The organism is Acidithiobacillus sp. (assembly GCF_023229925.1).
GTDB lineage: Bacteria > Pseudomonadota > Gammaproteobacteria > Acidithiobacillales > Acidithiobacillaceae > Acidithiobacillus.
On record NZ_JALNYM010000001.1, the window covers coordinates 1,097,934 to 1,119,238 of the forward strand.

At 57.8% G+C, this 21,305-nt stretch carries 21 protein-coding genes and 1 tRNA gene; 10 read left to right on the top strand and 12 right to left on the bottom strand.

Annotated elements, in window-relative coordinates:
• Window positions 1-20 precede the first annotated feature (20 nt).
• The 3 genes from fumC to M0P56_RS05510 are packed head-to-tail and all read right to left on the bottom strand — an operon-like array spanning window position 21 to window position 3,687.
• Complete coding sequence (gene fumC / locus M0P56_RS05500) at window positions 21-1,406, bottom strand: class II fumarate hydratase (RefSeq protein ID WP_366110294.1); 1,386 nt, start codon at window positions 1,404-1,406, stop codon at window positions 21-23.
• Window positions 1,403-3,199, bottom strand: coding sequence for a M3 family oligoendopeptidase (locus M0P56_RS05505; protein ID WP_291509041.1), 1,797 nt, complete (start codon window positions 3,197-3,199; stop codon window positions 1,403-1,405). The genes fumC and M0P56_RS05505 overlap by 4 nt, the downstream gene beginning before the upstream one ends.
• Window positions 3,200-3,240: 41 nt before the next feature.
• Entirely contained in the window at window positions 3,241-3,687 is a 447-nt protein-coding gene (locus tag M0P56_RS05510) for a DUF1841 family protein (protein WP_291509042.1), read from the bottom strand.
• 161 nt (window positions 3,688-3,848) lie between these two features.
• On the opposite strand from M0P56_RS05510, the gene M0P56_RS05515 reads away from it, so the two are divergent.
• Complete coding sequence (locus M0P56_RS05515) at window positions 3,849-5,552, top strand: hypothetical protein (protein ID WP_291509043.1); 1,704 nt, start codon at window positions 3,849-3,851, stop codon at window positions 5,550-5,552.
• 77 nt (window positions 5,553-5,629) lie between these two features.
• Here M0P56_RS05515 and M0P56_RS05520 read toward each other — a convergent pair whose 3' ends face one another.
• The gene (locus M0P56_RS05520) at window positions 5,630-6,295 is read right to left on the bottom strand and encodes a 3-deoxy-D-manno-octulosonic acid transferase (protein WP_291509044.1); all 666 of its coding nucleotides are present in this window, start codon (window positions 6,293-6,295) and stop codon (window positions 5,630-5,632) included.
• A 63-nt stretch (window positions 6,296-6,358) separates the two neighbouring features.
• Between M0P56_RS05520 and glgA the strand changes: the two genes are divergently transcribed.
• The 4 genes from glgA (at window position 6,359) to nth (ending at window position 10,508) form a co-directional block, all read left to right on the top strand.
• Complete coding sequence (gene glgA / locus M0P56_RS05525; RefSeq protein ID WP_291509045.1) at window positions 6,359-7,843, top strand: glycogen synthase GlgA; 1,485 nt, start codon at window positions 6,359-6,361, stop codon at window positions 7,841-7,843.
• A gap of 31 nt (window positions 7,844-7,874) precedes the next feature.
• Entirely contained in the window at window positions 7,875-9,272 is a 1,398-nt protein-coding gene (locus M0P56_RS05530) for an MBL fold metallo-hydrolase RNA specificity domain-containing protein (protein WP_291509046.1), read from the top strand.
• An 84-nt stretch (window positions 9,273-9,356) separates the two neighbouring features.
• Window positions 9,357-9,773: a hypothetical protein gene (locus M0P56_RS05535; RefSeq protein ID WP_291509047.1), complete on the top strand. Its 417-nt coding sequence runs from the start codon at window positions 9,357-9,359 to the stop codon at window positions 9,771-9,773.
• A 102-nt stretch (window positions 9,774-9,875) separates the two neighbouring features.
• A complete protein-coding gene (gene nth / locus M0P56_RS05540) occupies window positions 9,876-10,508 on the top strand; it encodes an endonuclease III (protein ID WP_291509048.1) in 633 nt (210 codons plus the stop codon).
• Window positions 10,509-10,762: 254 nt separating this feature from the next.
• On the opposite strand, the gene M0P56_RS05545 is transcribed toward nth, so the two are convergent.
• From M0P56_RS05545 to M0P56_RS05555, 3 genes are all read right to left on the bottom strand, one after another.
• Window positions 10,763-10,838 (bottom strand) — tRNA-Ala (locus tag M0P56_RS05545).
• A 119-nt stretch (window positions 10,839-10,957) separates the two neighbouring features.
• Window positions 10,958-11,965, bottom strand: a complete 1,008-nt coding sequence (locus M0P56_RS05550) for a trans-aconitate 2-methyltransferase (protein ID WP_291509049.1) — start codon at window positions 11,963-11,965, stop codon at window positions 10,958-10,960.
• Between the two features lie 15 nt (window positions 11,966-11,980).
• The gene (locus M0P56_RS05555) at window positions 11,981-12,742 is read right to left on the bottom strand and encodes a sulfite exporter TauE/SafE family protein (RefSeq protein ID WP_366110284.1); all 762 of its coding nucleotides are present in this window, start codon (window positions 12,740-12,742) and stop codon (window positions 11,981-11,983) included.
• A 170-nt stretch (window positions 12,743-12,912) separates the two neighbouring features.
• Here M0P56_RS05555 and M0P56_RS05560 point away from each other — a divergent pair, with 170 nt between their 5' ends.
• Window positions 12,913-13,848 carry a D-alanyl-D-alanine carboxypeptidase family protein gene (locus M0P56_RS05560; protein ID WP_291509051.1) on the top strand — a complete coding sequence of 312 codons (936 nt, stop codon included), beginning with the start codon at window positions 12,913-12,915 and terminating at the stop codon, window positions 13,846-13,848.
• A gap of 12 nt (window positions 13,849-13,860) precedes the next feature.
• Here M0P56_RS05560 and M0P56_RS05565 read toward each other — a convergent pair whose 3' ends face one another.
• Entirely contained in the window at window positions 13,861-15,396 is a 1,536-nt protein-coding gene (locus M0P56_RS05565; RefSeq protein ID WP_291509052.1) for a DHA2 family efflux MFS transporter permease subunit, read from the bottom strand.
• Window positions 15,397-15,610: 214 nt separating this feature from the next.
• The gene (locus tag M0P56_RS05570) at window positions 15,611-16,405 is read right to left on the bottom strand and encodes a pseudouridine synthase (RefSeq protein WP_291509053.1); all 795 of its coding nucleotides are present in this window, start codon (window positions 16,403-16,405) and stop codon (window positions 15,611-15,613) included.
• Window positions 16,406-16,428: 23 nt separating this feature from the next.
• Between M0P56_RS05570 and M0P56_RS05575 the strand changes: the two genes are divergently transcribed.
• Window positions 16,429-16,740, top strand: a complete 312-nt coding sequence (locus M0P56_RS05575; RefSeq protein WP_291509054.1) for a ferritin-like domain-containing protein — start codon at window positions 16,429-16,431, stop codon at window positions 16,738-16,740.
• Window positions 16,741-16,754: 14 nt separating this feature from the next.
• Here M0P56_RS05575 and hemW read toward each other — a convergent pair whose 3' ends face one another.
• Window positions 16,755-17,912 (bottom strand): radical SAM family heme chaperone HemW, encoded by a 1,158-nt coding sequence (gene hemW, locus M0P56_RS05580; RefSeq protein ID WP_291509055.1) that lies wholly within the window; start codon window positions 17,910-17,912, stop codon window positions 16,755-16,757.
• Between the two features lie 24 nt (window positions 17,913-17,936).
• On the opposite strand from hemW, the gene M0P56_RS05585 reads away from it, so the two are divergent.
• On the top strand, window positions 17,937-18,491 hold the full coding sequence (locus M0P56_RS05585) for an LON peptidase substrate-binding domain-containing protein (protein ID WP_291509056.1): 555 nt from the start codon (window positions 17,937-17,939) through the stop codon (window positions 18,489-18,491).
• A gap of 9 nt (window positions 18,492-18,500) precedes the next feature.
• Here M0P56_RS05585 and M0P56_RS05590 read toward each other — a convergent pair whose 3' ends face one another.
• Window positions 18,501-18,995, bottom strand: a complete 495-nt coding sequence (locus tag M0P56_RS05590) for a Crp/Fnr family transcriptional regulator (RefSeq protein ID WP_291509057.1) — start codon at window positions 18,993-18,995, stop codon at window positions 18,501-18,503.
• A 134-nt stretch (window positions 18,996-19,129) separates the two neighbouring features.
• Between M0P56_RS05590 and rph the strand changes: the two genes are divergently transcribed.
• Window positions 19,130-19,858, top strand: coding sequence for a ribonuclease PH (gene rph, locus M0P56_RS05595; RefSeq protein ID WP_291509058.1), 729 nt, complete (start codon window positions 19,130-19,132; stop codon window positions 19,856-19,858).
• Complete coding sequence (gene rdgB, locus M0P56_RS05600) at window positions 19,855-20,478, top strand: RdgB/HAM1 family non-canonical purine NTP pyrophosphatase (RefSeq protein WP_291509059.1); 624 nt, start codon at window positions 19,855-19,857, stop codon at window positions 20,476-20,478. The genes rph and rdgB overlap by 4 nt, the downstream gene beginning before the upstream one ends.
• Here rdgB and M0P56_RS05605 read toward each other — a convergent pair.
• Window positions 20,445-21,302: a sigma-70 family RNA polymerase sigma factor gene (locus tag M0P56_RS05605; protein ID WP_291509060.1), complete on the bottom strand. Its 858-nt coding sequence runs from the start codon at window positions 21,300-21,302 to the stop codon at window positions 20,445-20,447. The two genes, rdgB and M0P56_RS05605, sit on opposite strands and share 34 nt — an antisense overlap.
• Between the last annotated feature and the right edge of the window lie 3 nt (window positions 21,303-21,305).

The following is a 21,305-nucleotide window of genomic DNA, read 5'->3' on the forward strand; positions in this document are numbered from 1 at the left end:
GCCACGCGTATTTTACCGCGCTATGACCTCAACATGCGTTCCGGCCGCACGTACCTGTCGAATTCTTCCGCGGAGAGATGGCCGAGATGGAGCACCGCTTCTCGCAAGGTGCAGCCTTCGCGGTGGGCATGCTGGGCGACAATAGCGGCTTTTTCATAACCGATCACAGGTGTCAGAGCCGTCACCAGCATGAGGGATTCTTCCATATTCTGCCGTAGCCGACTTTCTGCAGGTTGGAGATCGTGCAGGCAATGGTCGGCGAAAGACCTCGCCGCATCTCCCAGCAGCCGGATAGATTGCAGAATATTATGCGCTATCAGTGGCTTGTATACATTCAGCTCAAAATTACCCTGCGAAGCGGCAAAAGCGATGGCCGCATCATTGCCGTAAATCTGCACGCAGACCATGGTCAGGGCCTCGGCCTGAGTGGGATTCACCTTGCCGGGCATGATGGAGGAGCCGGGTTCGTTTTCCGGAAGATGCAGCTCGCCCAGACCGGCCCGCGGGCCGGAAGCCATCCAGCGGATATCGTTGGCAATCTTTATTAGGGACATGGCCATGCCACGCAGCGCCGCGCTCAATTGCAGCAAAGCTTCATGTCCCGCCAGGGCGGCAAACGCGTTGGCCGCCGAGTGGAAAGGCAGACCCAGCTCCACATGTAACCGCGCGCACACCGCACTAGCAAAATCCGGGTGGCAGTTGAGACCGGTACCGACGGCTGTCCCGCCCAGCGCCAGGGCGTAAAGACCGGGCAGGGTCTGCTCCAGGCTGTGAATGCCCTGCTGCAATTGCGCCATATAGCCAGAAAATTCCTGCCCCAAAGTGAGCGGAACCGCATCCATCAGGTGGGTACGCCCGACCTTGATGAGGTGGGCAAAATCCCCCGTCTTACGCTCCAGTTCTCCCCCCAGGTGCGCCAATGCCGGTAAGAGCCCCTGATGCACCGCCAAAGCCACGGCAATATGCATGGCTGATGGAAAAGCGTCGTTGGAAGACTGTCCCAGATTGACGTGATCGTTGGGGTGAACCGGCGTTTTACTGCCACGGGGCTGCCCTGCCATTTCATTGGCCCGGTTGGCAATAACCTCATTGACGTTCATGTTGCTCTGGGTGCCGCTGCCGGTCTGCCAGACCCGCAACGGAAACTGCATATCCCAGCGCCCGGCAATGACTTCCGCCGCCGCATCATTGATCTTTTCGGCCAACGTCGCGTCCAGTAGGCCCAGTTCGGTATTCACCGACGCCGCCGCCCGCTTGATCCGCGCCAGGGCGTGGATAACCGGCAGAGGCATCTGCTCCGTACCGATGGCGAAATAGCGCAAGGAGCGCTGGGTCTGGGCGCCCCAGAGAGCGGCGTCTTCCACCTCGATAACGCCCATGCTGTCCTTTTCCTGACGCATACTCAGTGTACTCCCGCCAGCTTTTCGGCCTCATCCACCATTCCGGCCATGTAATCCAGCGCGCGCGACCAAATTTCCGGCTCCTCCAGATCAATGCCGGTCATCGCCACTACGTCAGCAGGGGCCTGACTACCGCCAAGTTTCAGCATGGCGATATAACCGGGCACGAACTCCACCGAGGCGGCCCGCTGGCGCTGAATCAGCGCTAGCGTCAGCAGTTCCCCAAAGGCATAGGCATACACATAGCCCGGCGAGCCGATGAAGTGGGGAATATAACTCCACCACCAACGATAACCGGGGCTGAACTGGATACTGTCAGCAAACTGCTCCGTCTGGGTTTGCATCCATAACTCCGCCAGGCGATCCTTGCTCAGTTCGCCCTCGGCACGGCGCGCGCCATGCATGGCCACTTCAAAGCGGTGCATGGCCATCTGCCGGAACACCGTCGCAAAGGTATCCTCAATTTTGCCGCAGAGCAGGGCTAGCCGTCGCTGAGGGTCCTGCTCCTCGCGCACCAGTCGCTCGAAGGTCAGCATCTCGCCAAAGACAGAAGCCGTCTCCGCCGTGGTCAGGGGGGTATCCGCGTTCAAGTGGCCCTGCTCGCGGGCGAGATACTGGTGAATACCATGTCCCAGTTCGTGGGCCACCGTCATCACGTCACGCACTGTGCCGGTATAGTTGACCATGAGGTAGGGGTGGACATCCGGCGTCGCTGGATGCGCGAAGGCCCCGCCCCGCTTGCCTGGCGCCAGCGCGGCGTCAATCCAGCCCTCATCGAAAAAACGCTGGCCGATAGCCCCCAGTTCCGGAGAAAAATCCGTCACTGCCGCCAGCACGATACGCTGACACTCCGCCCAGTCGTAGCGCCGCTCGCCGCCCGGCAAAGGTGCATAGCGGTCATAGTCCATCAATGGCGACACGTTCAATAATTTGGCCTTGAGCCGGTAATAGCGGGCCACCAGCGCGTAGCGTCCAACCACGGCCTGCTCCAGCGCTTCAACCATTTTGTCGGAGATTTCGTTGCTCAGATTGCGGTCACTCAGCCAGTGGGGATAGCGGCGCAGACGGTCATCCAGGGCTTTGTCGGCGAGGATGGCGTTGAAACAGGTGGTGAGGGTATGCAAGCGCCCTTCCAGCCCCTTGCTGAGGGACTCGGCCGCATCGCGACGCAACTCCCGGTCGGGATTGGACAACAGGGTCAACACCTCCTGCTCGGTCATCTGCTTGCCGCGCAGTGGAAAGCGCATTTCCGTCAATGTTTCATCAAAAAGCCGCTCCCAGAGCGCCCGCCCGGTCACCCGCTTTTCCGACAGAATCTGCTCCTCACTCTCGCTGCGCAGGTGGTCACGATACCTCCGCCAGTTGCGCAGCAGATGCGCCCAATGCGCCAGTGCAGGGTCTGCCAGCAGGCTTTCTGCCCGGCTCTCCGCGATGGCATTCCAGGCGATATCGAAGAAGACCAGTTGATTCTGGATGGCCGTGGCGGCCTCTTCATAGGCCTGCAGAGCGGCACCATAGGCGGGCTGATCGGCATGGGTGACGTAACTGAGATAGCGGAAGGTACCCACCCTGGCCATGCGTTGGCGGATAGCCTCCAACTGGCCCACAGCCGCCGCCAGCTGCGCGGCGTCCAGCCCGCCCAGCCCGGGGCGATAGGCTTCAGCGAAACGCGTCGCCGCGCTATCCGCCCAGCGCATGTCTTCCGCCAGCCGCGGATCATCCATCCCGGCATAGAGATCTTCCAGGCGCCAATGTACCCGCTCCGCGCCCGTCGCTGCCTGATTTACGCCCTCCATCATGCTGTTTTCTCCATCCGAGTAAGTTTGAGTGGTACCGCCGTTCAGCCCGCCTTTTCCGGCAAACCCAGACTACGGCGAACACAAGGCAACAACGCCGTTAGATCTGGGGCGCGTCCTGCGCGTTGGGCCTGCCACATCATCTCTCCCAGACAATCCACAAAAAGATGTTCGGCGTCGGTTTCACCCAGCTTGCGGCGCGCGCTGTCGAAGAGGTCCACAATACCTGCAGGCTCTCCCAATGCCAACATTTCCTCCAGCCCCACATGCAGGGACATGTGCATATAAGGATTGCTCCGCCCCTGCTCCGGCAAAAAGTCCTGCTCCAGCCCGCGCTCCACATCGGTCAGCAGAGCATGATATTCCGGATGGCGGAGAATGACAGAGACAATTCGCGTCTGCACCCCTTCCAGCGGACGACACTCCTGATAGGCGCGCCAACTATCCAGAAAGATCTGCCGATATGTTTCTCGTTTAGTGCCATAAAGCATAATGATTAGCCTGTCAGAACATACCCGAAGATCATAGGTCAGACCGGCACGGGTAGGAAAGAGATGCTTTATGTGGTAAATAAGGCGGGACTTGGAACCATAAATCATCTTAATTAAAAGCATTTATCGCAGCATTATTTTCAGCGGGAGATCAGCGCATCATGGCCAACGCGAATGCAGTATCGTCAGCAGCAATAACCACCCTCAACGAACGCCAATGGGAAGGACTCGGCAAAGTCGGTGACGCCGCCCTGCAGGTGCAAAACCTGCTACAGATGCTGCGCGATATTCTCAATGAACTGCCGCAGGCCATTGACACCGACAAGCTCATGGAGACCATGAAGCCGTATCTAGAGCAACTGCAGAGCGTCGCGGAGTCGCTGCAAGCCTTCATTAAGGGCAACTCCAGTGAGGAGCCGCTGGATCGCCTGCGCAACATGCTGAACGATGTCCAGAACGCTGAACTCAACAAGACCCTGAAGGAGGTTCTACAACTGCTCGGCAACCTGCAGCGCGCCGGCTTCTTCAGCTCCATCTCCGCCCTCAGCGCTGAGCTCAAATGTCCCGTCATCGGCGAAAATCCGGAAGACATGGTGCGAAAAATCCATAGCGCTACCGCAAGCATCCAGTATTGGCTGGATAGCGCCAAACAGGGTATTGGTGTCATCGGCAACATGGTCAGCCAACTCGACCTGCCAGATCGTCTCGACGAAATTCAGGAAATGGCCGGCCAGTGGATTCAAATGGCAAAACGGGCCCAGCGCCTGATTCAGGGCGACGCCCCCAACCTGCAAGCGCGCCTGAGCGGCATGCTCGACATGGCAGAAATTCTCGGTGGGCAGATGAACATCGCCATCGGCACCCTGCGCGACACTATGCCAGAAGTGCTGGAAGGCGAAAACATGAGCGGCACGCTCGCCACCATTGGTGCCGGCGGCAGCCGCTGGATGCACATCGCGCTGCGGGTTAAAACTCTGGCACAGGGCAACTCCGAAGATATCGCTCAACGGGTAGAAGGCTTGCTGGACCAGGTGGAGCATCTCGCCGGCTATGCCGCGAGTGCGGGCTTCTTCATTCAGGCGGGTAAAGATGGCGTAGGCGCGGTCCGCAACATCCTCAGCAACATGGACCTGCCGGAAAAGTTGGACGACCTTGCGGAAGAAGCCGAAAAGTGGCTGAAAATCGCGATGCGTGCCAAAGCGCTGGCGCAGGGTAGCTCTGACAGCCTCGCTGATCGCGTTGGTAGCTTGCTGGGCATGGCGGAAGCCATCGGCGGCTCACTGCAGGCGGCGGCTAAGGCACTCGAGGACAAAGGCATCCACCTGGAAGAGCTGATCGCGCCACGCGGCGATCTCAGCATTGCTTTCGGCACCGCCGCAGACACAATCGGCGAATTCTGGCAGGACGGCACCATCCGCCACATCGGCAGCACCATTAGCCAGGGTGCCATGGCCTGGCTGGAAATCGCGCAGATCGGCGCCAAGGCTGTACGGGGCGATGCGGAAAGCATCAACGTGCGTATCAAGGAAATTGTTCTGGGCCTGCATGATGCCCACCTACTGGACATGCTGCCTGACGTCTTCGCGCTGGTGGGTAATTTGCAGAAGGCCGGCCTGGTCGGCAAGCTGAACATGATCATGACGCAAGTCGTCCCCATGATCCCCTCCGACGAAGTCTTTGCCAGCGGTGTGAACAAGGCGATGAAGGCGCTGGAACAGACCAGGACAGAGATGAAGGACGAGAATAACAAGGGTGGCGGCATCTTCGGCCTGATAAAGATATTCTTCGCCAAAGACACCCAGTTCGTGCTGAAGTTCGCCGTGCGCTTCGCCTCCATCTTCCTGAAGGCACTGAAGCAGGGTTGATTTTTTAGCTCTCGCAAAAGAGCCCGGGACCTTGCTGGTCCTGGGCTCTTTTGCGTCGCGGGAAAGGAACGCCGGTACTATGCCCCGTGCTGTCCCCACCACACCTTTGCCTTCTCTGCTGCCGCCCTGGCCGCTGCCGGATCGTTCAGCCAGGCTTTCGCCAGATCGACAATCTCCGCATTATCTTGTGCCCATACCGCAGCGCCGGCGGCCAACAATCCCTGACGTACTGCGTTATCCGGCATTTTCGGACCGAGGATGAGTGGACAACCATCAGCGATGGCTTTGGCAAGATCCACTGCACCGCCTATGAGCGTGCCACCCGGCACACAAAAATCCACACACCCATAGAAAGCATCGCACAGCTCCGCCGTTTCCACAAAGTAGACGCGCGTTTTTATGGGCACGAAGCTGGTGAACAGACGACTATGACGGATGGTCTGCAGATGGTATTTCAGCGCATCACGATAAACAGGTTCGTAGCGCTCTTCCCGATCCGGCGCCAGCACCATGATCCCCATTTTCACCCGCATCAGGGAGAGAAAAATCCCATAGGCCTCAGCATCTTCGCCTTCGTGCAGGTTGGGGAAGTAGACAACGCAACGGTTACGGTCCCGAAACTCCTTAAAACGCTCGCACCATTCCATACAGATCACTCCTTGGCGGTAGTTATGGGCTTTTCCACCCGCGATGATAGGCGACAGGGGCGTATCATTCAAAATTTGCTCAACGCAGGTGCTCATGAATCGCTCACTGCTTTTGTGTTACATTAGCAACAACGCTCAGCAAAGAAGAACACCGGCCCTATGTTGCGAACACTTTTTGTACTCTCGGAGATGGCGCCCTACTCCAAGACGGGCGGTCTCGCGGATGTCGGCGGGGCTTTGCCCCTGGTGTTGGGGCAACTAGGTGTCGATGTTCGCGTGTTGCTGCCCTACTATGGCCGTCCGGCACTACATGATCTGCGCTGGTGCTGCACCGTCAATGTACCCTATACGGGTGAAACGACCGAGCTGTGGTCCCTGGCGGAGCGACCACAGGTTCTTTTCCTCCGTTACCCCGCTTATTATGAGCGTGACGGCAGTCCTTACCAGGATGCTCAAGGTGAAGACTGGTCAGACAATGACCGACGCTTTGCCTCACTCAACCGGGTAGCTGTCGAAATCGCCCAGGGACGTGTATCGGGGCTCAATTGGCGTCCAGATATCGTCCATGCCAATGACTGGCAAACCGGACTGATACCCTACCTGCTCGACCTGGAGTCGCGGATCGGCGCGACACGACCCGCTACCCTTTTTACCATCCATAATCTGGCTTATCAGGGTCGCTTTGCGCCCAGCGCGATGGCGCCACTGCACTTGCCAGCGGCAGATTTTCACTGGCTCGGGACGGAACTCTACGGGGCCTTTTCCTTTATGAAAGCGGGCCTGACTTATAGCGACCAGCTCACCACCGTCAGCCCCACCTATGCCCAGGAGATTCAGACCAGCGCCTTCGGTATGGGACTGGAAGGGCTGCTACAAACCCGATCCGCGCATCTGTCGGGCATTCTCAATGGCATTGATGCCATCCACTGGAACCCCGGCGCGGACCCTTATCTGCCCGCGCATTATTCGCTACAAGATCGGCTCGGCAAGGCGCAGTGCAAATCGCAACTGCAGAGCAGTCTCGGTCTCTACCCCGATCCCGAGGTATTCCTCCTCGGCATGATCAGCCGCCTGGTGGAGCAGAAGGGAACGGATATGGTACTGGATATTCTCCCGGATCTGTTACGCCGCGGCATGCAGGTGGTGGTACTGGGTAGTGGCGATAAATTTTATGAGCGGCAACTACTGGAGATGGCGGCGGCGTATCCGGCGCAAATGGCGACACGCATCGCCTTTGACGAAGGGCTATCCCATCATATTGAAGCAGGCGCAGACGCCTTCCTCATGCCCTCCCGCTTCGAGCCCTGTGGCCTGAACCAGATGTACAGCCTGCGTTACGGCACCTTGCCTATCGTCCACCGTACGGGCGGACTGGCCGATACGGTCACGGATGCCGACGACTTCCGCCATCCGTCACAATGCAACGGATTTGTTTTTGATAACCCGCAAAGCGACGCCCTGCACCATGCCGTGCTGCGCGCGGAGGCGCTGTTCCGTCAACCGGCGCTGTGGTCACATCTGCAGGATCAGGCCATGGCAGGAGACTATAGCTGGCAGCACTCGGCACGTGCCTATTTCCAACTTTATTACGAGGTGCTGGCGCGGCGCGCTGGTGGTCACTCAGCACCTCCCGCTCGCCACTGACTCGCTATACTGGGAACTAAAGGAGAACCATATGGAAATGCAATTTCATGGCGCTGCGGGGGGGGTCACCGGGTCCTGTCATTTCCTGCGCATTGGCGATAAAAGGCTGCTCATCGACTGCGGCATGTTTCAGGGCGGGCATGACCTGGAAGAAGAAAATCGCGCTGAATTTGGCTTTGACGCCAAAGAGATTGATTATCTGTTGCTGACCCATGCCCATCTCGATCATTGCGGGCGCATTCCCTTACTGATGAAACGCGGCTTTCGCGGCGAGATCATCACCACGGCAGCCACCCGCGAACTCGCGCGACTAGTGCTCATTGATGCCGCAGGCCTTGCAGCAGAAGAAGCGCGACGCTCCAACCGACGTCACCAGCGTCAAGGTGGAACGGAATCCGCGCCCATTTATGACATCACTGACGTCCTCGATACCATGGATCACTTTGGACGTGCCGCAGATTATGGGCAGAAAATAGCGGTCTGCCCCGGCGTCAGCGTGACCTTCGGAGATGCCGGCCATATCCTCGGTTCCGCCTGGGTATTGATAGAAGCCAGTGAAGCTGGCAGGCAGCAGCGCATCGTCTACTCCGGCGATCTCGGCAACCGCGGCAACCGCGGCAAGCCGATCATCAACCCGTCCACCCCCGCCCCCCAGGCGGATGTCATCGTCATGGAAACCACCTACGGCGACCGCCTGCACAAGGCCATCGAACCCTCGGTAAACGAGTTGCGCGATGCCATCCTCGACACCCTGAACCGCGGCGGCAATGCCATCATCCCCACCTTCGCCCTGGAGCGCGCCCAGGATTTACTGTATTACCTGCGGGAGATGATGAACGCCAACCAGCTCCCCGCCAACCTGCCGGTCTTCCTCGATTCGCCCATGGCCATTTCCGCCACGGAGATTTTTCGCCGACATCCGGAATGCTTCAATCCCAACACCCGTGAAAACCTGCAACATGGCGCCGACCCCTTCGCCCTGCGTAACCTCCACTTCACCCGGGAAACCAGCGAGTCCATGGGCATCAATCTGATCAAGGGCGGCGCCCTGATTATGGCCGGATCGGGCATGGCGACCGGCGGCCGAGTGACCCACCATCTCAAACACAACATCTGGCGCGAAGACTGTAGCGTCATCTTTGTCGGCTATGCCGCACAGGGGACGCTGGCGCGGCGCATTATTGACGGGGCGAAAACCGTACGGATATTTGGTGAAGAGATTCACGTCGCCGCCAAAATTTACACCATCGGCGGTTTCTCGGCCCATGCCGACCACGACGAACTCCTCGCCTGGTACGGTGACCAGAAGCCGACGCGCACCGTTCTCGTCCATGGTGAGGATAATGGCCGGGAAGGCATCGCCAGAGTGCTGCGGGCGCGCGGCTTACGGGTGGATTGCCCAGTCATTGGTGATCGTTATTCCCTCTAAAAAAGCTTTTGCGTTGCGCCGGGACCATAAACGGCTACAATGCCCCGAAGGCTTTTTACACCCGCATGCAGGAGGAGTCGTACTATGTCAGGTCATTTTCCTTTTTCCGGCAAGGCCAACCGCGTTTCGGTCTACGCCTTTTTTGAGGCCCACGATTGGAGCCTTGAAGCGCAAGAAAAATATTTTGAAGCGTGGTACCAGTGGGCAAAAGACTACGTCATGAATGACGCCGACCTGAAAGCCGCCAAAGGCGTACTCTTCAGCGGCGACCATTTTGGAACCCATGCCGACCATGATTTCCATCTGCACGGCTACGCAGTTGCCACGCGCATGCTGGACCTCGGCGAAACCATCAAGGGGAGCATCCTGCCCAAGCTGGACCACGACATGCTTCACGCACTGGAACATGATCATGAAAAATGGATCGCTGCCGCCAATGCCGTCGCGGCAAGCCATCCCCGGCCGGAAGTGCCGGAGATTGGTCGTTATCGTCACGTCTGAATGTGCGACAACGGTGTCGGGTCAGGTCACAGACCCGACTTCCGGCACTGCGACCAGCCTAACTCACCGCACCGCCATCTGCCTCCGTGGGTAATATGCGCCATGGATACACAAAACATTCATCGCTGTTTCGCGGCCCTGCGCGCCGCCATTCCTGAACCAAAAACCGAACTAAACTACCACACCCCTTTTCAGCTTCTGGTCGCCGTGGTGCTCTCTGCGCAAAGTACGGACAAGGCCGTCAACGCCTGCACTCAAACGCTCTTTACAGCGGCACCCACTCCCGACGCAATGGCAGCGCTCGGCGAAGACGGCATCAAGACCCATATCCGTCGCCTGGGACTATTCAACGCCAAAGCCCGTCATGTGCATGCCCTGGCCCAACAATTGCTGGCCCTACATGACGGAGAGGTGCCCGCGGACCGGAAGGCGCTGGAAGCGCTTCCCGGTGTCGGGCGTAAAACCGCCAATGTCGTCCTCAATACCCAGTTCGGGCACCCTACCATTGCGGTAGACACCCATATCTTCCGGGTAGGCAATCGGACGGGAATCGCCCCCGGTAAAACACCTCTGGCCGTTGAAAAGGCCCTACTCGCGGCGGTACCCGCCGAATACCTGCAGGACGCCCACCATCTTTTGATCCTCCATGGCCGCTATACCTGCACGGCCAGACGGCCGCGCTGTGGCCGCTGTCCGCTTTTCCAGTGCTGCGAATGGCCGGACAAACATCGGTAGTATCTGATAAATGGAGCAAAAGGGACGCGAAGCACATTGGGGTTTAGATATGCTTGGCGTGTTCGGCTCTAGTCCGAAAGGTTCCGACCTGAACTGGGTACCCCGTCTTACGAATCTTCACCTGCCAGTCTATACGGGTTTCATCGCGGTCTTTTCTTTCATTGATGGCGGGCCGTACTCACTCTCATAGTGGCGCACAAATTCAATACAGCAACAAAAAAAGGCTTAAGCGGTATGCCTAAGCCTGTTCTATTTGGTGGAGCGGAGGAGGATCGAACTCCCGACCTTCGCATTGCGAACGCGACGCTCTCCCAGCTGAGCTACCGCCCCATTGCCGCGTAGGATAAGGGCAACTCCGTCGTAATGCAATGGGCGGCACGGCCGTGTGCCTGCGCGCGATCAGTACTTGCCTGATAGAACGCGGCACGCCGCGCTGGGAGTTCTGAGCGTTACGCTCGGCCCACCACCACGACATCACTACCAAAGGGGAATATTTCTGGCTTCAATCCCGCCTCGCTGAGGGCCGCGGCAATTTCCTCCGGATGCAGGAAATGGTTGCCCTGCACATGCTCGGTCAGATTTTGGAAGGCCATGGCGCGTAGCGGCGGCTCACGCAAAACGCGGTGATCGTCGGGCCAGGCGGGTTCCCAGATGACGATGGCACCTTCGGCTTTCAGGCTGGCGCGCAGTCGCTGAAAAATCTTACCACGGCTTTCCCAAACATGATGCAGAGCACGATTCATGGCGATGAGGTCGGCGGGCTCTGGCAGGGAAAACTGATGAATATCGCCCTCATCAAAATGCAGGCGATCCGCAATGCCCTCGCTTTGGGCTTGTTTCGTAGCCTGGCGAATGTTTTCGGCGAAACCATCCAGCCCCAGACCGCGCAGATGTCCGCAGCGGGCGGCGAGCGCCCGCAAATACCAGCCATTACCACATCCCAGGTCCACCGCCAGCCCGCCACGTGCATCGACTTCGGCAAAGATGGGGACGGCCGGGCAGATTTTCTCCTCGAACGTCTTGCGAAAATTGTTCTCCAGCATCAGCCCGAACCAGGGGAGAATGGTTTCGCGTTCGGCCAGCACCTGTTCGCCGGGACGCTCACCCGTGCGCATGAGACCCGCCGCCCGCTCCGCCATGTGTGCAGAAAGCACGGCACCCACCGCTACACCCATGCGGCTGTTTTCAGCTTCCGGGCGCATGCTGTCGCCATCCTCACTCAACCGCCATTGCTCATTATCGGTCAGCTCCAGCCACCCAAAGGCATAGGCGGCATCACACCAGCGCAGCACATAGCCGGTATCCATCCCGGTAGCGGACGCCAGCGCCGCACTGTCCGCGTTACCCAGAGTATGGAGGGAGCTAAAAAGCCCGTTGACGACGCCAATGAAGGCGATGTTCAGGGATAATGCACCCTGGGCCTGCTGCCGAAGTTCATCCATACTGCGTAAAGCCATGTCACACGCCCTCGTTCAGATAAGGTATTTCAGACCAATCACGGCGAGTACCGCGAGGGTCCCCATGAGAAAAGCTCTTTGATTGATGCGCAGATGCAAGTGATTGCCCGTCCACAGACCGAGCAGCACCGGTGGAACCAGCATGAGAAAACCCACCATCAGTTGCCAGGTCAGCAGGGCCAGCGCTATGTACATAAAGGCCCGTAGAATATTGTCCGTGAGGGCAATACCCTGAAACGTGGCACGGAAGGCGCGTTTGTCGAGATGACGCATTTGCAGATAGGCGACAATGGGTGGCCCTCCACCGCCATACAAACTGCCCACCACGCCACCGAAAATGCCCAGCGGCATTCCCCAAGGCAAGGCGACCTGGGGTAGTCGTTCCGGCTTCATTATCAGCGCGTAGACCACGTAAGCGAGAATGAACACGCCGAGAAAGCGGGTGAGATTCTGGGCATTGGTATCCGCGAGAATAAAGGAGCCGATGGCTAACCCAATCACGCTGCCGGGAATCAGCCAGCGCAGCTCCGGCCAGCGCATTTCCTGGAAGTCATAGGCTCCCAACAGCATGGAACCGAGCAGGTCCAGCAGCAACACCACGGGCACCACTTGTTTTATGGGGAAAATAAGCGTCAGCAAAGCCACAGAAATCAGTCCAGAGCCAAAGCCAATCACCGCTCGGACGTAAAAGGCGACCAAAATGATCCCTCCGGCGATGGCCCAGAGCAACGGATTTTGGATCAGGGTAGCGTAGGACAAAGAAGCATGCGTTATCATACCGACCAGTCTATATGATTTATGAATAACCTTCCATATAAGAAGATGGTAGAATTTGATTCATCCAAATCGAGCGTTGGCCTATAGGCAGCCTTAAAAAAATAGCCTAATATCGAAGTATCCTGAGAAATTGCTTTAACCCGATATAGCTGATGCGGCGAGGTATTCCCATGCTGGCCTCCATTCCTGTACCAGACACAGATCCTGATTTCCCTTCCACAGGGTGGCGGCTCTTTTCCTTGCTTTCGTTGGTGGTGATTCTTCTACTTTGCGCACCGCGCGCTAAGGCAGAGACCAGCGGCATCCCGCCCATAGAGGCGCGTGCTTATATCCTGATGAATGCGGATACTGGCGCCATCATCGCGACAAAAAATGCCTATCAGCCCTATGCTATTGCCAGCATTACCAAGCTGATGACGCTATATCTGCTTTTCAAAGACATTGACAGTGGGCATCTGCAGATGAACCAGCACTTCGTGCCCTGTCACGCGGCGCTACAGACGAGAGGCTCCAGCATGTTCATGCATCCCGGCTTGCCCTTTACCGTCACACAGATGATTCTCGGAATGACAGTGCCTTCCGGTAATGATGCTGCGGTAGAAGCCGCACATCTGGTGGCCGGCAACGTACCCGCCTTTGTCACCGAAATGAACCAGACGGCGCGCAAAATCGGGATGCTTTCCACCACCTTCTATGATCCAGATGGCTTGCCGCATCCCAATAACATGGCTAGTCCCTATGATATCGCCGTCCTCACTCGCACGATCATGGCCCAGTTTCCGCAGTTCATGCCTTTTTTCGGCCACAAAAGCTTTACCTACGCGGGCATCACCAGCCCCAACCCCAACCTTTTGGTGGGGCGGGTGCCCTTTATCACCGGCATGAAAAGTGGCTATACCGATGCAGCAGGACATTGTCTCGTTGCTACGGGAACTCAGGATGGCGTAAAGCTGATTGCAGTGATCCTCGGAGTGCCGTCCTTCCACAATGAAAGGCGGGGTTTCTGGAAGGCATCCTGGCAAAGCCTCAAGTTACTGGACTGGGGATTTGCACGCACCCTCTGGCTGCCTGCAGCGCCGCATCTGGAGCGGACCTCGGCACCGTAGCCTCTAACCTTTCTATTCGCTCAGGTGCGCGGATGGTGCAGAGCCAGTTGAGTCGGCGGGTGGCTTCTTCAGGAACAAGATCAGCGGAATCATGACCAGGAAGCCGTAGAAGACGAGCACAAAAGCATCCAACATCCCGCGCATGTTAGCTTGGCTGTATAGTACAACGTTGCCCAGCACTTGCCAGGTAGTCGGATTCTGGGTCATCCCCGCTGCTGCGAGATAGTGATAGAAGGCAGGGTTGAACGGGTTGATAAAGCCGCTCATCTGGTTCCAACCCACCTGCGTTTCCTGAGTCGTCACCGTAGAAACGATAGCGATGCCGATACTGCCACCCAAGGTTCGCATCAGGTTGAAAATACCCGAGCCCTCGGCCTGTTGTGATTTTTTCAGGGTCATAAAGGCCAGGGTGAAGAGCGGAATGGTGACCAGACCAAAACCAATGCCGCGGATGAAGCTGGGCCAGATAACCCAGGCCATGTTGATGTCCAGGTTGTAGAGTGTCGCGAAATAAGTGCCGAAGGCACCGAAAATGACGCCGACCAGTACGATGTTACGTGGGTTGACGCCGCGCCCAAGAAATCGTCCCGCCAGCATCATGGACAGCATCGCACCAATGCCCTGAGGTGCCATCACCAGCCCTGCGGTAAAAGCTTCATAGCGCATCAGTGTCTCCAGCATGATCGGCAGAATCACCATGGTACCGAAGAGGGCAAGACCGAATATACCAATACCCATGCTGCCGATGGAGAGATTACGGTCTTTGAGCAGACGCAAATCCACTACCGGATGTTTTACGCTCAAAGAGCGCCAGACAAAAAAGAGCATTCCCAATATGGCACAAATGGTCAGGATAATAATGGTCCGCGAGCTGAACCAGTTATCCTGATCGCCGAGACTCAGTACGCCCTGCAGGCTGCCCAGCCCCAGGGCCATCAATGCAAAGCCTGTCCAGTCCACCGGGCGGGGGGTAGCGCTCTTGCCGCCGTCAGGAATGGTCTGCATCAGCAGGAACGCGAGGATTCCGAAGGGAATATTCACATAGAATACCCAACGCCAACTGAGCGTGTCCGTCAAATAACCGCCCAGAGTGGGGCCGAGAATCGGACCCAGCATGATACCCATGCCGAGTATGGCCATAGCTTGGCCGCGTTTGTTGGACGGGTAGGCGCCGAGCATGATGGTTTGCCCCACGGGTGCCAGTGAGGCGCCAAAAATGCCTTGCAGAAAACGCCAGAGCACGATTTCCACCAAGCCGTGTGACTGCCCGCAGAGCACCGAGGAAATCACAAAGCCGACCACACTCCAGAGCATGATGGTGCGTTGGCCGTAGCGTTCCACCAGTAACCCGGTAAGGGGCAGGACAATCACATTGGCGACCATGTAACTGGTGAGCACCCAAGTGATCTGATCGCTGTTGGCATGCAGAGACCCTCGCATGTAGGTCAGTGCGACGTTGACAATGGTCAGGTCGAGCACCTGCATGACTACCGCCAGCATGACCGCGGCCGTAATGGTGAGGCGTGAAACCGAGCTCTCTTGCGCCACGGGTGGCCCCTCTCTGTGACGGATAATCCTGACAATACGGAACAGCTTTACCCACCTTAGCGCCTGGACCTGAAGACGCGCACGCAGGTACCGACCGTTCGGTCAGTATAAGGTCGACACCTCTCTCTGGCAAGCTAGGAAGGTATTAAGTAATGTAAGGATAGGCCACGATCAAAAAACCAGAGGTATCGCCCGATGCACCGCATGGCCAGACTTATTCTGGTGGAAAGCGTGGAATGTCACGGGATGCGGGTGTCTGACGTAGCAGATCCTCCTCATCGCTGCGCAGCCAGCGCCATTCGCCTGGACGCAGTTCGCCGAGGAGCAGATTTCCCACTGCTACGCGAATCAGTCGCAACACATCTCTGTCACAAGCGGCAAGTAGACGCCGAATCTGGCGATGACGTCCTTCCTGCAAAATGAATTCCAGCCACTGGGTTTTGCCACCGCATCGTAACTCACTGATCCGCATCGGCAAACAACGTTCGCCGTCGAGCACGGAGCCAACCGCCAGTTGGGCTGCGGCGCTGGCAGAGAGGGGTGGACGAACCTGTACATGGTAGGTCTTCGCCACATGTTGATCGGGATCCAGCAGTTGTTGCGCCCAGTGCGGATCATTGCTGAAAAGCAGCAGGCCGGAGCTGGCCTGATCCAGACGTCCTACGGGGGCCAGCCATGGACTCTTGGGCAGCAGGTCGTACACGGTGGCACGCCCCTTTTCATCCTGGCGGGTGGTAAGGATTCCGCGCGGTTTGTGCAGCAGCAAAACCTGGCGGGCACGGGCGGTGACCTCGATACCATCTACACAGATTTTTGGGCCGAGCAGAGTGAAGCGCGTCTCTGGATCGTGTATCCGACAACCATCCACCTCCACCCTCCCGGCGCGAATCCATTCCGCCGCTACCGTCCGAGAGCATAGCCCGGCTTTAGACAGGAGGCGAGCAAGTCCAAAGCTAGGAGCACTTTGGTTTTGTCCAGACTTTGGACTATGATTTAAGGAGTATTTCACTAGTCTGCCCAAAGGAATTCGATATGGCGCATGAAACGTTGCATGAATCCCTTGAATCCTTGTCCCCTGAAACCGTGGACATCCACCGGGCCATTTCCTCGCTGATGGAGGAGTTTGAAGCGGTCGACTGGTACCAGCAGCGTGCGGATGCCTGCAAGGACCCTACTCTCAAGCAGGTACTGGAACACAACCGGGATGAAGAAATTGAGCATGCTGCCATGGTCCTGGAGTGGCTGCGCCGCAAAATGCCGCGTCTGGATAAAGAATTGCGTGAGTACTTGTTCAGCAAAGGCTCCATCACCGGCCACGAAACTGAAGCGATGGGACGAGAGTAAAGCGGATCGCACCATCACGGTACAAAACGCGCACAGAGATCGTTGTAAAAATTGAGTCCGAGGGCGGTTGGTCGTAGGGTTTCCCCTTTGATTTCGACTAAACCATTGCGCTCGGCCCGGCGAATTTGTAGCTGGATCATCGGCCATGACAGGCCGGTACGTTCCGGAAACAACCCTATGGGGAAGCCATCCGTCAGGCGCAGGGCGTTGAGCATAAACTCGAAGGGTCTGTCGGCAACTAAAACGGGTTTATAGTCGCCAATGGCGTCGGCATCACTTAGCGCGTCGGCCATATAACTTTCCGGGCGGCTGGGTTTGCGGCTGCGCCAGATGCCCTCGGGCAAGGTGATCTTGCCGTGCGCCCCGGCACCGATGCCGAGATAGTCGCCATAGAGCCAATAATTGCGATTGTGCTGGCAGCGTTGGCCAGGCAGGGCATGCGCGGATATCTCGTAGCGCGGCAGTCCGGCCTCCCGGAGTCGCTGACGTAGGGCACTTTCCATGTCGGCTGCCTGATCGTTGTCCGGCAGGTTGGCTGGCGGATGGCTTGCAAATGGGGTCCCCTCCTCCAGGGTGAGCTGGTAGAGGGACAGGTGAGGGGGTGCATAGTCCAGTGCGGTTTGCAGGTCTGATCGTGCAGCCGCGAGATCCTGCCCCGGCAGGGCAAAAATGAGATCGAGATTATAGCTTTCGAATTCAGCGGCGATGGCGAGTTCCACCGCGCGGTGGGCTGCCGCGGCGTCGTGAATGCGGCCGAGCCGTTGCAGGAAGACGTCGTTGAAAGATTGGATGCCCAAAGAGAGCCGGGTAACGCCTGCCTCCCGGAAAGCGCGAAAGGAGGCCGCTTCTATCGCCCCCGGATTGGCCTCCAGCGTTACTTCCAGGCCAGGCAGTGGCCGCAGGCGGGCGCGGATCTCGGAGAGCATACGGTCGATGATTTCTGGCGGAAAGAGACTGGGGGTGCCACCACCGATAAAAACCGTCTGCACACGACGTCCCCAGATGCGTGGCAGTTCGCGATCCAGATCGGCAAGCAGTGCAGACAGATAACGTTCTGCCGGGATGCTGTCAGCGGCGTGGGAATTGAAATCGCAATAGGGGCACTTGGCCTTGCACCAGGGCAGATGCACATAGAGCGAAAACGACGACGATGGTTTTAGGGTGGGGTTCATGGGTACTCGTGAGAGGAGTGACAGGTGACGGAAACAGACTGGACGCCCTTATTTTTACTCCGAACAGTGCTTTTCCCCAAGGCTTTATTAGGGCTGCGTATTTTTGAGCCACGTTATCTGGACATGATCAGCGCTTCACTGCGGCAAGGTCGTGATTTTGGCATTTGCCTCAGCCACTCCTGGAGCGATGGTCATGCCGAACCGGAGTTGGTGGGTACTTTGGCACGCATTGTGGACTGGGGTGGCGAGGCGGGTGTTCTCCAGATTCGGGTGCAAGGGCAGGAACGCTTCACCATTCAGGAGTGGCGTTATGATGGACCGTTGGCGGTCGCTGTCATTCATCGCTGGGCCGCGGAGCCCATTGTGCCCATGCGCCGCGAAAGTGACGTGTTGCGCTCTATCCTTGAAGAGTTAGTCGGCAAGGATTCCGCAGCAGAGATGGACGCGAGCAGCGCCGGAATGATTCTGGCGCAGGCACTGCCCGCCTCTCCAGAAGAAAAGCAACAGCTCCTCATCCTTCAGGACCCCCTGGAGCGATTGCGCCGCATTATGGATCTGCTCAACCAGCGCGGCGCCTAGGAACGCATCTTAACGCTTTCCCTTTCCGTAAATGTAAGTGGAAAAATCGGTATAATTTTGTGAAAGACTACGGAAAAGATGGTCGAGACTGATGATGGCCTGTTCCAGGATGTTCACAGTAATGTATGGCTTCTCTACCTTTAATCGCTGGTAACGGGCGCGGGTGAGGACCAGTACCTGAGTATCGTCACTCTTGGCGAGGATGCGGGCGCTACGTGGCTGACGATCGAAAAAAGACATCTCTCCAGCCATCTCCCCATCACGTACCCGGACCACTTCTACTTCGTCGCCATCGGCGGTGTGGTGAATAATGGCCATTTCACCCTTGACGCAGAAGAACAGGGCCTCCCCTAACGTACCCCATTCGGCAATCACCTGGTCCATGTGGAACTGGGCATGGGTGACATATTCTGCAAGGGTCTGGATCTCGCTGATGGTCAGAGACTGCGCCAGATGATGCTGTTTGAGAAATTGCGCGATTTCTACATGGGCAATGCCAGGCATGGTTCGTTCCTCTGGAAAGCAGATTTTCCATCATTATAAGGGTGGAAGATGGGTGAGGGACAGTACCATGCCACATTTTGAATCCTGCTGGCTCCTCGCGGTACAATGCGCCACTACCTCCAACGAGCAATCCCATGACACGTCCCAGTGGAAGAAGTGCTGACGCCTTGCGTCCGGTACAAGTCACCCGCAATTTTACCAAACATGCCGAGGGCTCGGTGCTAATAGCCTGCGGCGACACCAAAGTGCTGTGCACCGCCAGCGTCGAAGAAAAGGTGCCGCCCTTCCTGCGCGGCGCGGGCAAGGGCTGGGTGACTGCAGAATATAGTATGTTACCACGCGCAACCCGGGAGCGGGTCGCACGGGAGTCCGCTAAGGGACGCATCGGCGGACGCACCCACGAAATTCAACGTCTCATCGGCCGTAGCCTGCGTGCCGCCGTAGATTTGCAGGCCTTAGGCGAACGCACCATCTGGGTGGATTGTGATGTGCTTCAGGCCGATGGCGGTACCCGCACCGCGAGTATCACCGGCGCTTGTCTGGCGGTGGCCGATGCTCTGCAGCATCTGCGCGCGACGGGGCGGATTCAGAATAGTCCATTGCGGGACTGGGTGGCGGCTGTTTCGGTGGGGATATACCAGGGACAGGCGGTGCTGGATCTCGACTATGCCGAAGACAGCAATGCCGATGTGGATATGAATGTGGTGATGACCGGTGCAGGCGCATTTGTAGAAGTGCAGGGTACTGCTGAGGGCGCGGTATTCAGTGCGGAACAAATGGCGGAAATGCTGGGGCTGGCGCGCAAAGGGGTCGCTGAGTTGGTGGCGCGTCAGCATCGGGAGTGTCCGGAAGCCCGTTCATGACGCCCTTGCTGCTGGCCACGGGCAATGTCGGCAAAGTGCGTGAACTGCAACCGTTGCTCGCCGCCCATGGCTTTGCAGTGGTCAGTCAAGCGGAACTGGGTATTTCCAGTATTGCAGAAACCGGGGCCACCTTTGTTGAAAATGCCTTGCTTAAGGCACGTCACGCCGCTTCAGAAAGTGGTATGGCGGCGCTCGCCGAAGATTCCGGGCTTTGTGTGCCCTATCTGCAGGGGGCGCCCGGCCTTTACTCCGCACGCTATGCTGGCCCAGAGGCCAGTGACGCCGCCAACAATACCAAGTTGCTGACGATGCTGGCAGAGGCGCGGGGAGAGGCCCGTGCTGCTTATTATGTGGCTTGCATGGTCTTTTTGGAATCCGCGGCTGACCCCTCGCCTCTGGTGGCCCAGGGCTTCTGGCGGGGAGCTATTGGTGAGCATCCTGCCGGTGACGGCGGGTTTGGTTACGACCCCCTATTTTGGCCAGCGGGCGGGCTACGCAGTGCAGCGCAGCGTGGTCTGGAAGAAAAAAATGAGTGCAGCCATCGTGCGGTGGCGCTACGCAGACTGATAGAACTACTGACGGAACGTCAGACCCCCCAGCCACTATCACTCAGTAACTGACGCAGGCGAGTCAGGGCCCGTACCTGCAGTTGCCTTACTGCCTCGCGACTGACACCCATCCGCTCGGCGACGGCCTCCAGGGTCATGGGCGCATCGCCATGCATGCCGTAGCGAAACACCATGACTTCCCGTTGCTTTTCGTTAAGTTCTGTCAGATGCCCACGCAGCGCTTTGCAGATGGCGTCGCGGTCGTACTCGCTATCAGGACCAGAAATGTCACCGGCCACTTGTTCGATACGGCTTGGCCCATCGGACAATTCTTCGTCGAGAGAGAAGACACGAATGTCGGCGAAATCCAGGGCGCGCATGGTACTCTCGCGTACCCCAAGCGCTTCGCGACGCTGCTCCCGGCGCACATCGGTGCTGCTATCTTCTTCCTCTCCGCGCTGCATATAAGCGTGCAGGGACTTGGCAAGATAGTCAGGCAGACGTATGAAGCGGGAGCGGATGAGCGCCCGTTGCATGGCCTCGCGAATCCACCAGGTCGCGTAGCTGGAAAAACGTGTCCCGAGCCCTTCCCGAAATCGATCGGCGGCTCGCAACAGGCCCATATAACCCTCCTGAAGGAGGTCCTCCTGACTGAGCCCTTTGTTGCGATAACCGCGGGCGACCGCCCTCACCAACGGCATGTGGGCAGAGATGAGGGTGGTGCGAGCGCATTCGTCGCCCTGGCGCAGGCGATGAATGAGTTGCAGCTCCTGCTTCTGGCTGAGAAACGGTCCACTGTTCTCGTCATCTATAAAATCATCAAGAGGCGGTGGATCAATGGCGGGCCCCATATCAGGAATGTCTGAATCCATGAGCTCTCTAGCTTCAGTATACATTTT

Excerpts from the sequence above, each read along its gene's own strand:
- M0P56_RS05505 (WP_291509041.1), bottom strand. The coding sequence starts at position 3,199 with ATGATGGAGGGCGTAAATCAGGCAGCGACGGGCGCGGAGCGGGTACAT.
- M0P56_RS05510 (WP_291509042.1), bottom strand. The coding sequence starts at position 3,687 with ATGCTTTATGGCACTAAACGAGAAACATATCGGCAGATCTTTCTGGAT.
- M0P56_RS05515 (WP_291509043.1), top strand. The coding sequence starts at position 3,849 with ATGGCCAACGCGAATGCAGTATCGTCAGCAGCAATAACCACCCTCAAC.
- M0P56_RS05520 (WP_291509044.1), bottom strand. The coding sequence starts at position 6,295 with ATGAGCACCTGCGTTGAGCAAATTTTGAATGATACGCCCCTGTCGCCT.
- glgA (WP_291509045.1), top strand. The coding sequence starts at position 6,359 with ATGTTGCGAACACTTTTTGTACTCTCGGAGATGGCGCCCTACTCCAAG.
- M0P56_RS05530 (WP_291509046.1), top strand. The coding sequence starts at position 7,875 with ATGGAAATGCAATTTCATGGCGCTGCGGGGGGGGTCACCGGGTCCTGT.
- M0P56_RS05535 (WP_291509047.1), top strand. The coding sequence starts at position 9,357 with ATGTCAGGTCATTTTCCTTTTTCCGGCAAGGCCAACCGCGTTTCGGTC.
- nth (WP_291509048.1), top strand. The coding sequence starts at position 9,876 with ATGGATACACAAAACATTCATCGCTGTTTCGCGGCCCTGCGCGCCGCC.
- M0P56_RS05550 (WP_291509049.1), bottom strand. The coding sequence starts at position 11,965 with ATGGCTTTACGCAGTATGGATGAACTTCGGCAGCAGGCCCAGGGTGCA.
- M0P56_RS05555 (WP_366110284.1), bottom strand. The coding sequence starts at position 12,742 with ATGATAACGCATGCTTCTTTGTCCTACGCTACCCTGATCCAAAATCCG.
- M0P56_RS05560 (WP_291509051.1), top strand. The coding sequence starts at position 12,913 with ATGCTGGCCTCCATTCCTGTACCAGACACAGATCCTGATTTCCCTTCC.
- M0P56_RS05575 (WP_291509054.1), top strand. The coding sequence starts at position 16,429 with ATGGCGCATGAAACGTTGCATGAATCCCTTGAATCCTTGTCCCCTGAA.
- hemW (WP_291509055.1), bottom strand. The coding sequence starts at position 17,912 with ATGAACCCCACCCTAAAACCATCGTCGTCGTTTTCGCTCTATGTGCAT.
- M0P56_RS05590 (WP_291509057.1), bottom strand. The coding sequence starts at position 18,995 with ATGCCTGGCATTGCCCATGTAGAAATCGCGCAATTTCTCAAACAGCAT.
- rph (WP_291509058.1), top strand. The coding sequence starts at position 19,130 with ATGACACGTCCCAGTGGAAGAAGTGCTGACGCCTTGCGTCCGGTACAA.
- rdgB (WP_291509059.1), top strand. The coding sequence starts at position 19,855 with ATGACGCCCTTGCTGCTGGCCACGGGCAATGTCGGCAAAGTGCGTGAA.
- M0P56_RS05605 (WP_291509060.1), bottom strand. The coding sequence starts at position 21,302 with ATGTATACTGAAGCTAGAGAGCTCATGGATTCAGACATTCCTGATATG.